The sequence below is a fragment of the Thermogutta hypogea genome, from assembly GCF_055386265.1.
Genome location: NZ_AP042425.1, coordinates 3404427 through 3417133, shown reverse-complemented (window position 1 = coordinate 3417133; position 12707 = coordinate 3404427). Strand labels below are relative to the sequence as shown.

Genomic DNA, 12707 nt, shown 5'->3' with positions numbered 1-12707 from the left:
AGCACGGTATGGATAATTTGGCACAATTGGTCATGGTGTTGAGCCTCGGCATCGCCGCGCAGTGGACGGCGTGGCGGCTGCATATTCCCGCAATCATTATCTTGCTTTCGGCGGGGATTCTCGCGGGGCCGTTTGCAGGGTTGATTCATCCCGACGCATTGTTGGGCGATCTTCTCATGCCCGCGGTATCGTTGGCGGTTGCCGTTATTCTGTTCGAAGGCGGGCTGAATCTCAAGTTCCGCGAGTTGCGGCAGTTGCACGGCGTTTTTCTGCGACTGATGACGCTGGGAGTGGCGGTCACGTGGGTGGGCGTCGCGGCGGCCGCCCGGCTGACGCTCGGCCTGTCGTGGAGCGCGGCCGCCTTGATCGGGGCCGTGCTGACGGTCACCGGACCCACGGTGATCGGGCCGCTGTTGCGGTCCTTGCGTCTGCGGGGAGCCGCGGGGGCGATCTTGAAATGGGAAGGCATCGTCGTCGATCCGTTGGGGGCCGTGTTGGCCGTGGCCGCCTTCCAATTCGTTCGGCTCGGCGAAGGCCACGGCCCGTGGCAGGAGGCCCTGCGTGAAATCGCCGTGTCGGGCGGGGTGGGATTGATCGCCGGCGCTGCCATGACCTTGGTATGGACGCAGTGCATCCGCCGCCACTGGATTCCCGACTTTTTGCAAAGCCCTGCCGCCTTGGCGTTGTTGGCGTTGGTGTTCGCGATCGCCGGTCAGTTCGGGGAGGGCGCCGGACTGTTGGCCGTGACGGCGGCCGGCATCGGATTGGCCAACAGCGGCATTTCCGTGCGTAGCATTTTGGAATTCAAGGAAAACCTGGCGATCGTCTTGGTTTCGGGTCTGTTCATCGTCCTCGGAGCGCGGTTGCCGCGAGACACCGTGCTGTCGTTCGGGCTTCAGGAATTGCTCTTCGTACTTCTGCTCTTGTGCATCCGCCCCGCCGCCGTGATGTTTTCGACGCTCGGGAGTTCCCTCACGTGGCGCGAGCGTGTCTTCTTGAGCGCCATGGCCCCGCGCGGGATCGTCGCCGCCGCCGTGATTTCGGTCTTCGCCATGAAACTGGAACGATTCGACGCCCAAGCCGCCGCGATCCTACCCTCCGCCACGTTCGCGGTCATCTTGGGGACCGTGACGTTTGCCGGGCTGTTCGCCCGACCCCTGGCTCGCCGCCTGCAACTGATCGATCCCAACCCTCAGGGGACGGTTTTCGTGGGAGGTTATGCCTTCGCCCGAGCGTTGGCCAAGACGCTCATGAGCCAGGGATTTCCGGTCGTCATCGTGGACACGGACCGGATCAAGATCGCCGCGGCCCGGATGGAGGGATTGCCCGTCTATCACGGGAGCGCCATTGCCGATCGCACGATCGAAGAGCTGGACTTTTCGGGAATGCGTCGAGTCTTGGCCGTCACGCCGAACGACGAATTGAACAGCCTCGCCTGTCTTCAGTTTTCTTCCGTCCTCGGACAACGCGAGGTGTTCCAACTGCATTACACCGATTTCCGCGACGCGAGAAACGGCGGGGGAATGCCGCAGGCCTGCGGCCGGTTCCTGTTCGACGATAAGACTTCGTTCACGAGGATCGTGGAACGGTTCGGTCAGGACGTGGGCGCCAAGACGACCCGGCTCACGCGCGAGTTCGATTATCAGGCCTACTTGCAGCAGCATGGCGATTCCGTACTTCCGGTTTTCCTGATTCGAAACAAGCAAATAACGGTCTTCGCGGCGGATGAACGGATATCCCCCCAGCAGGGTGATACAATCGTGGCTATTTGTCAAAAAGGAAACACAAGTACCTCGTAAAGGTTATGAAATCGCAAGACAGCGATTTGCCCACCTCGCGCCGCTTGTAACAAACGAGAGAATTACATCTTTAGAGGGGTGCGGGCCTGGGCCGTGTGAACCGCCGTTGCCTCCCGATTGTCCGGAAGCAAGTTGACGCGGCCGGCCGGTATTTCTGCGTTTATCGCGGTTGAAAGTGGCACAATACCGGCGTACGGGTCATGCGGCACTGCCTCGCTGCGGCTTGCATGGGCAATCCAGAGAGGGAGAGCGCGGAGAAGACGGAATTTCGGGCAAATGAAACCGCTGCAATGGAGGAGGTAATAATGCCACGATGGAGTTATTCACCCTGGTCGATGCCAACTTATGATGGCATAATGTAGGAAAAAGCTGTGACGGCCGAGTAACGCCCAGTTTTGTCTTCTTTGCTTGCGATCCTTCGCGATTTTTTCGAATCGGTTCCATTCAAACGAGCGTTCCTTGCTCACTCATCCCCGGGATGGGGCGGCGCCGGTCCGCCGGAGCCGCGACCGCCCCGCGAAGGTGCGTCTCCGACGGCGTGGCCGACACGCCGCTGAGGCACGCGGTCGAAGCGGGCTGACAAGAGAGTAACGAAATCGAGGTGACATTATGGCTGTGGCATTCCAAAGCGAGATCGGAAATCGGATCGTGGGACCGCCCGAGGTGCTCCGCTTGCTGCAAGAGGCGACCCGGGTGATTCTACCGGAGACTTCGCAAGAGCTGGTCGATCTTGCTTTGGGTGGACCGGATCGCGACTACAACGAAGTGGTGTTCGATGTTCCGGGCAAGGGTCCGGTCTGCGAGGCCACCGTCGTCCGCTGCCGCAACGGGGTGGCCGTGAATTACACGGACCCTTATCTCCGCCGCCGCGACCCGGACTGCATGGTGGTGGCCGACGACCGCCCCACGGACCGCCCCCGATTCACCGAGCGATTCTCCCAACCCTTTCCCGAGGTTCGGAATCAAATCTTGGACTGGCTGGCCGAGCAGGAGCTGATCATTCTGCCGTTTTACGCGGGCGGCCGGCGATTGGGTTTTCCCGCTCTGTTGGTCTGCCCGATCAATGCCGCATTTTTCGCCGCGGGGCTTTCCCTGTTGCAAGAGAGCATTTTGGCGCGGGACATGCCGGAGAGTTTTCTGCCGCGTGCGGTGGTTTACGTGGCCCCGCCGTTCCGCCACACGTTGTGCGGCGGCAAGCAAGTCGTCATTCACAATCGCGCCGCGTCGCTGCACGAGATTTTCTCCTTGAACCTGTATCCCGGGCCGAGCGCGAAGAAAGGCGTTTACGGCGTGCTCATCAGCCTGGGCGAGGAAGAGGGATGGCTGACGCTGCACGGTTCCACCGTCCAGGTCGTGACCCCGTACGACAACATCATGACGTTGATGCACGAGGGGGCCAGCGGCGGCGGCAAGAGCGAAATGCTGGAGTATCCCCATCGGGAACCGGACGGCCGACTGTTGATGGGCAAGAATCTCGTGAACGGGTCCGAGCGGCGAATCACCCTCAATCAGGGCTGCGAACTGCACCCGGTCACCGACGACATGGCCCTCTGCCACCCCTCCCTGCAACGGGATCACACCAAGTTGATCGTGACCGACGCGGAGACGGCTTGGTTCGTCCGCGTGGACCACATCACGGCCTATGGGACCGATCCGCACTTGGAGCGGATTACCACGACGCCGGGATCGAATTTGGTCTTCCTGAACATCCACGCCGTGCCCAAGGCGACCTGCTTGATCTGGGAGCATACGGAGGATGAACCGGGCAAGCCGTGCCCCAATCCGCGGGTAATTCTTCCTCGCCGGCTTGTTCCCCACGTGGTGAACGAACCCGTGGCCGTCGATGTGCGGAGCTTCGGCGTTCGTACGCCGCCTTGCACGCGGGAAAAGCCGACCTACGGCATCGTTGGGATGATGCACGTTCTACCGCCGGCCTTGGCCTGGCTTTGGCGGTTGGTGGCCCCCCGCGGGTACGCCAACCCCAGCATCACGGATACGACCGGCTTGCAATCCGAAGGCGTCGGTTCCTACTGGCCGTTCGCGACCGGTTGCCGCGTCGACCAAGCCAATCTCCTCTTGCGGCAGATTATCGAGACCCCCGGCACCCGATTCGTGCTCATTCCCAATCAGCATATCGGCGCGTGGAGGGTCGGCTTCATGCCGCAGTGGTTGGTTCGCGAATACCTTGCCCGGCGAGGCGGCGCGCGCTTTCGTCCCGAGCAGATCCGCCCTGCTCGATGCCCCCTCCTGGGATACGCCCTCAGTTTCATGCAGGTCGAGGGAACGCAGATTCCCTCCTGGTTCCTGGAGGTCGACACGCAGCCGGAGGTCGGACCGGAGGCCTACGATCGGGGCGCGGAAATACTCCATAGTTTCTTCGCGGATCACTTGCGAGGAATTTTGGAGTCGCCCGGCCTGGACCCCGTCGGCCGCCGGATCATCCGCTGTTGCCTGGATCACGGCACGGTCCACGACTACGAACAGTTCATCCCGTTCAGTCCCTACGGGGGCTGATCCGCGCGTGGGCGCACGTCCTTCCGGTAAGCCGCGGCACGGCGTCGTCCCCGCCGTCGCATAAAGACGCACGCGGCGAATCAGGCGATTTCTTGCGCCCGGCGGTCCACCTCGGCCGCTACCGCCTGCTCCCCGTGGACCGGTTCCTCGCAACGGAATCCCCGGCAACGATAGAGCGTGATTTCGCCTTCCCGGGCGGCACGGCCCGCGAAGATCGGATCCAAATGCGGACTGACCGGCCCGAGGGGGCGGCCCTGTTCATCGACCCGCCGCAGCGCGGTCACCGACGGGGCCGGATAATGCCGATGCAACCGCCTGAGCCAGGCCTCGGCCGAATCGAGCCGTTGCGACGGGCTTGCGGGGTCGTGGGCCGGCGCAACATCGCCCGCCTCCGGAATGACGAACACCCACTCCGTCCACGGCAGGTCGCGGAGTTGCCGCGCATAGAGGGCATGCCCCAATCCGATGGGGGATTGCCGCATCCAGCCGTTCAATGCCTGAAGCGCCTGATCGGCGGCCTCCAGGTACCGCGATTCCCCCGTCAAATGCCCCAACCGGAGCAAGGCTTCCACCGTCAATGCCGTGCCGCTCGGCGTGGGGTTATCGAAGAAATCCAAACGGCGGACCAAGACGTGGGGATGCTCCGGCGCGGTCTGGAAAAAGGCTCCGGTGGCCGGGTCACGGAAGGCCGACAAGATCACATCCACCCAGCGCACGGCCTCGTCGATCCGTCGTTCGTCGACTTGGGTCTCGTACAAGCTGATGAGGGCGACGGACAAGGCCGCGTAATCCTCGAGCACGGCGGGAAAGCGTGCTAAGCCTTCCGACCACGTTCGGCATAGCCGGTTTTCTCCCGCTACGAATGCGGCGAGCAGGAATTCCGCGCAGGCCGCCGCGGCATCGGCGTAGCGATCCTCCTCAAGGACGACGCCCGCCCAACAGAGCGCATCGACCGCGAGCGCATTCCACCCGAGAAGGATTTTTTCATCGCGTCCCGGTCGGACGCGAAGGCTGCGACGCGCCAGTAATTGCCGGCGTGCCCGGTTCAGTTCCTCGTCGTGTTCCGCCTCGTCGGGCGGCGGAGAGAACCGTCCGTCCTCCAAATACCGCAATCGGTTGAGAATGCTCTTGCCCTCGAAGTTGCCGTGTCGGTTGACGTCGTAGGCTCGGCAAAACCGTTCGCCCAAGGCCGGTCCCAGCGTCTCCAGCACTTCGGCCGGTTCCCACAAATAGAACTTGCCTTCTTCGCCTTCGCTGTCGGCGTCCTCGGAGGCGAAAAACCCGCCGCCGGGATGCCGCATGTCGCGGAGCAGGTAATCCAGGGTTTCGCGAACGACTTGGGCGTAGAAGGGTCGCCGAAACAGCCGATAGGCGTCCAGATACGCCCGCGCCAAAACGGCGTTGTCGTAGAGCATCTTCTCGAAGTGCGGGACCAACCAGACGGGATCGGTGGAGTAGCGGTGAAAGCCGCCGCCCAGGTGATCGTAGATCCCGCCCGCCGCCATGGCGTCCAGCGTAACGGCGGCCATCCGCTCGGCCTGCTTGGAGCCGCACCATCGGGCGCGGAGCATCAAGAATCTCAATACGGACGGATGAGGGAACTTGGGAGCCGGCGAGAAACCGCCGTACGAGGCGTCGAAACCGCGGAGCAACGTCCGCTCGGCAAGTTCCGCGGCGGACTGCCCGGCGGAGGCGGCGGCGGGAATGGACTGCGACAGGTCCTCTAGCAAGACGGCCATTTTCTCGGCCTGTTCCATGGCCTGCTCGCGGCGTTTTTCCCAGGCCTCGACCACGGCGCGGAGGACGTCCAGGAAGCCCGGCATCCCGTCGCGCGGCCGGGCCGGCCAATACGTCCCGCCGTAAAACGGCCGCAACTCCGGCGTCAAAAAGACGGACAGCGGCCAACCCCCGTGACCGGTGATGACTTGCACCGCCTCCATGTACAAAGCATCGACGGCGGGCAATTCCTCGCGGTCCACCTTGATGCACACGAAATGCTCGTTGAGATAGGCCGCGATTTCCGCGTCTTCGAAGCTCTCCCGCTCCATGACGTGGCACCAATGGCAGGCCGAATAACCGATCGAAAGAAAGATCGGGCGGTTTTCCCCGGCCGCCCGGGCCAGAGCCTCTTCACCCCAAGGAAACCAATCGACCGGATTATGGGCATGTTGCCGCAGATAAGGACTTTTTTCGTGAATCAGCCGATTCGGCATGAGTAGCTCGCTTCCCGATACATGGACGGCTCCGCCTCCCGCTTCGCCCCGGGCCACCCCTCATCATACGCGGCTCCGGAGGAACAACCAACCCGTGAAAGACCCGCACCGACCGGCCGGCACGATACCGCCCGGCGGTTTGCGCGCGGCGGTCACGGCGGCTCGTCAAGCGGTCGATCCCGCCGCTATCAGCGACTCCAACTCGCCGACGGCCAGCTCCAATTCCACGATGAGGGCGTTTTCACTAGCGCGGCGCAACACGCGGACCGCCTCCCGATAGTACCACAGGGTTCCCTCCTTGCCGCCGCGGAAGTGTTCCCAAATCTGATCGCCCCAGACGCGATACGAAGTGATGAGATTGCGGACGTTATCCAATTTGTCGGCGGCCGTGACAAGCCGGACCGAGGCATCGGCGGTCTTCAAGCGTTCCAAAAAGGCCTCTTTTCGCTTCCGCCACGGGGGCGGCGGCGATTCCTCGCGGTCGCTGCACTGCTTGATGATGTGCACGACGCCGCTGCCGAAGCGCTCCGCGATTTCGTCGGCAAGCCCCGGGCGGTTCTGATCCTCCAAGGCGTCGTGCAACAAGGCGGCGATCACTTCGTCCTCGTCGCCCGAGTATTCCATCACGGTCCCGCACACACGCAGCAGGTGCCCGATGTACGGCACGCCCGTCAGCTTCCGCTTCTGTTCCCCGTGGAGGGTCATCGCCCAGGAGAGGGCCTGCTCGAATCGATCCGAGAGTTCCATGCGCGCAAAACCTTGTGTCACCGTCCCGTACGCGGACCGTCCGTCCGCGCGAGAAAAACGATGGTTGCCGCTCGGATATGCGGTACCCGTTCATTATCGGACCGCGCGGGCGGGCGGACAACGACGCCGCAAGGCGAAATCGGCGACTCCGCCTCGCGCCGACGCCCGAGAATCGCGCTCGCGCGAAACGATCTTTTCTTTCCCGACGGCATTTGATATGTACTTCCCGCGTGGGTTTCCCGGGATGTTGCGGCCGCGTTCCGTCAAGGGTGCGAGCAACGCGACCGACCGGGCGATGGGGTATGACGCCCGTCGATACGACCGCCCGCCGATCGCGTCCCGCGAGGGCGCGTTGCCGGTTGCGGACGCTCCCGGCCCACCTCGGCGATTTTTCACGAACGAAGGTGCCAAGATGCCTGTCATTCATTCCCGCCTTTCCCGCCGCTCGGAACGCATCCTTCTCGGCCTGACGCCGGGCGTGGTCTTGCTCGCGGCGGCGGCCTCCTTCGGCCTGATTCACTCCCTGATGGGAAATGAGCCTTCCGGTACGGCGGGCCACGGGACACCGACGCTCGCCCCGGCGCCGGCTAATATCTTGCGGCCGAGCCCCGCTCCGCCGAGCCCCGTCCGTACGGAAACGCGGGGTGAACCTCCGCGGGCCTTACCCGCTTCCGAAACGACGCCCAAACCGCTGCCGGTGCCGCACAATCCCTTGCGGACGTCCGGCAATGCGGCGGGCGTGCCGGCCGCGGGGACTAGCAGCCCGACGGCGTCCTGGGTCCGCGCGCCCGACCCGACGACCATTCGCCCGACCTCCGGCGAGGCGGCGGAGACCATTTCACCGTTGGAATTGGACGGCCGCCTCCCCGCGGCACCCGGTGGGGAACTTGCGCCGACCGTCCCATCCGCGCCGTTGCCGGTACCGTCGGAAGCGGATCCGGGCCCGGCGGCGGGAGCCGTTCCGCAATCATCCGCTCCCGTCGGTATCGTCGGCGATGCTGCGAGCGGGGCTTCACCCGGTCCGGCCGTCGGCGATCTTCCGTTTCCCGGCTCGGCGGCCCCCGGCGCCGCTCCGGACTTCTTCCGGGGAGCCCCGGCCTCCTCTTCCGGAGTGCCCGGTTCGCAATCGTCAGTCGGAAGTTCCGCAGACGCGGGCATTCCCCCTCCGCAGCCGCTCATAGACCCGCCGGCTTCGGCCACGCGGATTCCGCCGCGGGATCTCGTGGCGGGGAACGGCGTTGATTGGACGCCCGGTACGGAAGCCGCGGCCGCTCCCGCCGCCGGGGGCGCGGCGGCATCGGGAGCCGAGGGCACGGCGCGGCCGGGCGACACGTCCCTCGAAGGACCGCAAACCGCCCAAGTGACCCTGCAAAAGATCCTTCCCGGCGAGATTCAGGTCGGCAAGCCCGCCGTCTTCAAAATCCTCATTCGGAATAGCGGCGCGCTGACGGTGCCTAAGTTGGAGGTCCGCGATCCGATCCCCTGGGGCGTGCGCATCATGCGGACCACGCCGCAAGCCGTCCAAGGGCCTCAAGGCGAGATTCTATGGTCGCTGGGGCCGTTGGCTCCCGGAGACGAACGGATCCTGGAGACGGAGGTCATGCCGCTTCAGGAAGGTGAGATCGGCAGCGTGGCGACGCTGTCGGTGATCACGGCCGCCTCCGCTCGAACCACGGCCACCAGGCCGCAACTGGTCCTTCGCGCGCAAATGCCGCAACAGGTGATGATCGGCGAAGAAGTGACGATGCTGATCACGATTTCGAACCCCGGATCCGGCACCGCCACCGGTGTCGTGCTGGAGGAGCACGTTCCCACCGAGTTGCAGCATCCGGCGGGCACGGACCTGGAGAACTGGCTCGGGGACATTCGCCCCGGCGAGACGCGCGAGGTACAGTTGAAACTGCGTGCCGTTCGGCCGGGGACCGCGGGCAATCTGCTCGTGGCACGGGCGGAAGGCAACCTGCGGGTGGAAGAGCGCACGCCTATCCAAGTTCGTGCGCCGCAATTGGATTTGCTCGTCGAGGGGGCGACGCGGCGGTTCCTCGATCGCCAAACGACGTACCGGATCACGATCCGCAACCCCGGCACCGCGCCGGCCCGCAATGTCCACCTGACCGCTTCACTGCCGGGGGGAATGCAGTTCGTATCGGCCAACAACGCAGGATCGTACGATTCCACCACCCATGGCGTGCACTGGCTTTTGGAAGAGTTGCCGACCAATCAGCAGGGCACGGTGGAGTTGACGGTAGTCCCCATTGCGGTGGGAACGCAAAACCTGACCTGTGCCGCCCGAGCCGACCTCGGCTTGGTCGCCGAGAACGTCCTGCCGGTCGAGGTGGAAGGGATCGCCGCCATCCACTTCCAGGTCGCCGATACGGTCGATCCGGTGGAACTGGGACGCGAAACCGCGTACGAGATCCGCGTCGTCAACCAAGGGACCAAGGCCGCGGAGAGTATCCAGTTGGCGGCCGTGCTGCCGGAGGGAATGAGGTTGATCGGCGCGGAAGGCCCCACCGCTCATAGTGCGAACGGCGACGAAGTGCTCTTCGAGAAATTGCCGCGTCTGCCGCCCAAGGCGGAGGTGACCTATCGCCTCCGCGTCCAGGCCGCCGCGCCGGGAGATCACCGCGTGCGTGTGCAATTGCTCAGCGACGACATGCAGCTTCCCGTCACCAAGGAGGAGAGCACGCGAATCTTCACCGATCAGTGACGGCGGTCGGCGATCCCGCTTGGGCCTAGGGATATTCCAGCACCTGCCCGTCGGCCAAGAGTCGAGCGCGGAGGGCCGCGTAATCCACCTCTTGCACCGCGGTAGCGCCGTCGATCGCCAGTACGGCCGCCGCGGCCGCCGATTGCCCCAGGATCATGAACACCGGCTCCATGCGAATGGATCCGTATGCCACGTGGGAGGAACTGACGCAAACCGGCACCAGCAGGTTTTCGCACTCCTCGACCTTGGGCGTTAGCGAACCGTAAGCGATTTGGTAGGGCCGGAGCGGCACCCCGATGTCGCCTTCATTCTGCACGAATCCCTCGGGCGTGACGTACCGCTGCACGTTGTGGGAGTCGATAGTGTAGGAGCCCATTCCCACCGATTCCGGGGTCGGCCGCCTCTTCAGCAACTCGTGCTCGGTCATCACGAACCGGCCGATCATCCGCCGTGCCTCGCGGATATAGAGCTGGTGCGGCCAATGGCCGTTGTCCGTGAATTCGTCCTTGGCCAGGCCCCACTCCCCGACCGCCCGGCGAACGTCTTCCGGCACACGAGGATCATTCGCCATGAAGTACATCAATCCCTTTTGATAGCGTTCATGCTCGGCGATGATTTCCCGACGTCGCTCATACGACGCTTCGGGATAGTCGTAGTTGTAGCCGATGTTGTCCGTGCTGAAGGGACCGTGGTTGTTGGTGTCGGTCTTGGCGTTGGGGATGGGATCGTATTTGACGAACAGTTCCCGCCAGCCGGTTTCCAGGACCCTCAGCAGCAGCTCGTATTGCGAGGGATCGTAGCCTTCCGGCTTGGAGAAGGGAACGCGGTTTTCGGGATGCTTGGTGAGGCACATGCGGAAGCAGTACGCCTGCACGCGGCGGTCGCCCTGACCTTTCTCGCCGGGAGGATCGGGACTGATTCGCGGCAACAGGCCGCTGGACGGATCTCCGGGGACGACGTAGGGGTCGACCGGCTTCTTGAAGTAATGGGCGTGGTGGAAGACGCCGGTCTGAACACCCGCCCATTCCTCGCCGTACGTTTCCCGGCCCTCTCGCCCGACGGCGTACGAGACGCCCGCGGCCGCCATCAAGTCGCCTTCGTAGGTGGCATCGATGAAAATCCGCCCGCGGAAGGTCCGGCCGTCCAAGGTCGTGATCGCATCGATCCGCCGGCCGGTCTTTTGGATGCCCCGCTCGCGATCCAGCCAGGCCTCGCGGAAGACCGGAACGGCGTGTTCCCTGAGCCAGTCGTCGAAGATGCCTTCGGCCACGTGCGGCTCGAAGACCCACATGGTGCGCAACTCGCGGTCCACGGCGGGCGTGCCCTGGCCGCGATTGCCGAACGCTTCCCTCGACTGCCATCTCCACGCCTCGGGCCGCTGATAATGAAGCCAAACCCGGTGGTAGAACTCGCGGCTCAACCCGCCGATGACGGCCTTGTTGCCGGTGTCCGTGAATCCCAGACCGCCGCTGGACAGTCCGCCTAGGTGCTTGTCGGGGCTGACGATCACCACCGATTTGCCCATCTTGGCGGTCTGTACGGCGGCCGTCACCGCGGCGCTGGTGCCGCCGTAGATGACGACGTCATAAACCGGAGCCTCACCGGCGCCGTCGCCGGCAGGCGGTGTTTCCTGAGTTTCCTGAGCCGCCGCCCACCGCGGATCGGCCGACCACGTCCCGGAAAGGAAAATCACCGCGCACATCAAGGTTACGACCGGAAATGCTCGTGCCCGCCTCCACTTCATCGCGATCCTCCTAGGAAATTACCGGCCGACGCAACGCACGCCCGTCGATCCCCTGCGGGCAACGGCCCCTGAGCGGACGACGCGATCGGAAAGGGCCTTGCAGCTCCCGTGCGACCCCTCATTATATTTCGCCGAGACGGGAAATCAGCCCCGCGAGGGCCTTTGGGAATCAATGCCAAGAAACGCTGAAGCACGGGCACAACCCGGGCGACAGCGGTCGGCTCCGGTTGTTCCCCGCTTTCGATTAGAGGAGCCCCGTCCAAGCATGGGGATGGCATGGCCAAAGCGAGGGGATTCGCGGCTCAAGCGGCGATCCCAGACCCATGCTCGAGGCGGCCGACGCTCGTGCGATGCGACCCGGCGACAACGCCGAGCATTACGAGGGACGCGGTTCCGCCGAGGGAACAATCCGAGCCTATCCTCGCCTTCTCTCCGCGGGACCGACGAGAATTCGTCGAATCAAGCGTTCGACTGTTGGAGATGACGCTTACGGATTTCGTTCAATTCGTTTGCCAGGCGATGGCGGAGCGGGCTTTCCGGACGCAGGGATCGGAGGAGGGATTCCGCCTTCTCGAAAGTCTTTTCCGTGATCGTACCCTTGAACAACGTACTCCAACTACGAGCCACCTGTTGTTCGGTTAACAAGGTCAACTCCTTCCAAATTCCAGCCGTCAGCGGGACGATCAGGGTGCGCGCCGGCCCTGATCACTCTAGCTCCATTATACCGGTACGCAGCCGTTCGTCGATGAGTTTTCCCGAACCGGTCTTTGTTTCGCGGTGCGAGGCGACGCGGCGATTCCCGTGGCGCTGCTGCCGCCGCCGCGTCGTGTCACCGAAATGCGTGCCCTGATCGGCAGGTCGCGGAGGGTAGGACTTCCCGCTTATAATCTTCTATCATCGAAGGCGGAGCCGTGTCCGAACCTACTCGGCGACAGGCAGCCGCCATCCCGACCGCGACCCTTTTTCTGCTATACTGCGTG

Annotated in this window: 7 protein-coding genes; 3 read left to right on the top strand and 4 right to left on the bottom strand. The window is 64.0% G+C overall.

The genetic code is table 11. The features are described 5' to 3' along the window. Nucleotides 1-8 precede the first annotated feature (8 nt). Together ACZ5B4_RS12320 and ACZ5B4_RS12315 are read left to right on the top strand one after the other, a co-directional pair. The gene (locus ACZ5B4_RS12320) at nucleotides 9-1799 is read left to right on the top strand and encodes a cation:proton antiporter (RefSeq protein WP_464911530.1); all 1791 of its coding nucleotides are present in this window, start codon (nucleotides 9-11) and stop codon (nucleotides 1797-1799) included. Nucleotides 1800-2408: 609 nt separating this feature from the next. Then, nucleotides 2409-4313, top strand: coding sequence for a DUF4914 family protein (locus ACZ5B4_RS12315; protein ID WP_464911529.1), 1905 nt, complete (start codon nucleotides 2409-2411; stop codon nucleotides 4311-4313). 80 nt (nucleotides 4314-4393) lie between these two features. Here ACZ5B4_RS12315 and ACZ5B4_RS12310 read toward each other — a convergent pair whose 3' ends face one another. Further along, a complete protein-coding gene (locus ACZ5B4_RS12310) occupies nucleotides 4394-6526 on the bottom strand; it encodes a thioredoxin domain-containing protein (RefSeq protein ID WP_464911528.1) in 2133 nt (710 codons plus the stop codon). 165 nt (nucleotides 6527-6691) lie between these two features. Continuing rightward, the gene (locus ACZ5B4_RS12305; RefSeq protein ID WP_464911527.1) at nucleotides 6692-7273 is read right to left on the bottom strand and encodes an HD domain-containing protein; all 582 of its coding nucleotides are present in this window, start codon (nucleotides 7271-7273) and stop codon (nucleotides 6692-6694) included. A 412-nt stretch (nucleotides 7274-7685) separates the two neighbouring features. Between ACZ5B4_RS12305 and ACZ5B4_RS12300 the strand changes: the two genes are divergently transcribed. Beyond that, complete coding sequence (locus ACZ5B4_RS12300; RefSeq protein WP_464911526.1) at nucleotides 7686-9983, top strand: COG1361 family protein; 2298 nt, start codon at nucleotides 7686-7688, stop codon at nucleotides 9981-9983. A 25-nt stretch (nucleotides 9984-10008) separates the two neighbouring features. Here ACZ5B4_RS12300 and ACZ5B4_RS12295 read toward each other — a convergent pair whose 3' ends face one another. Both ACZ5B4_RS12295 and ACZ5B4_RS12290 read right to left on the bottom strand, forming a co-directional pair. Then, a complete protein-coding gene (locus ACZ5B4_RS12295) occupies nucleotides 10009-11727 on the bottom strand; it encodes an FAD-dependent oxidoreductase (protein WP_464911525.1) in 1719 nt (572 codons plus the stop codon). Between the two features lie 459 nt (nucleotides 11728-12186). After that, on the bottom strand, nucleotides 12187-12372 hold the full coding sequence (locus ACZ5B4_RS12290) for a hypothetical protein (protein ID WP_464911524.1): 186 nt from the start codon (nucleotides 12370-12372) through the stop codon (nucleotides 12187-12189). Nucleotides 12373-12707 lie beyond the last annotated feature (335 nt).

Excerpts from the sequence above, each read along its gene's own strand:
- ACZ5B4_RS12310 (WP_464911528.1), bottom strand. The coding sequence starts at position 6,526 with ATGCCGAATCGGCTGATTCACGAAAAAAGTCCTTATCTGCGGCAACAT.
- ACZ5B4_RS12300 (WP_464911526.1), top strand. The coding sequence starts at position 7,686 with ATGCCTGTCATTCATTCCCGCCTTTCCCGCCGCTCGGAACGCATCCTT.
- ACZ5B4_RS12305 (WP_464911527.1), bottom strand. The coding sequence starts at position 7,273 with ATGGAACTCTCGGATCGATTCGAGCAGGCCCTCTCCTGGGCGATGACC.
- ACZ5B4_RS12315 (WP_464911529.1), top strand. The coding sequence starts at position 2,409 with ATGGCTGTGGCATTCCAAAGCGAGATCGGAAATCGGATCGTGGGACCG.
- ACZ5B4_RS12320 (WP_464911530.1), top strand. The coding sequence starts at position 9 with ATGGATAATTTGGCACAATTGGTCATGGTGTTGAGCCTCGGCATCGCC.
- ACZ5B4_RS12295 (WP_464911525.1), bottom strand. The coding sequence starts at position 11,727 with ATGAAGTGGAGGCGGGCACGAGCATTTCCGGTCGTAACCTTGATGTGC.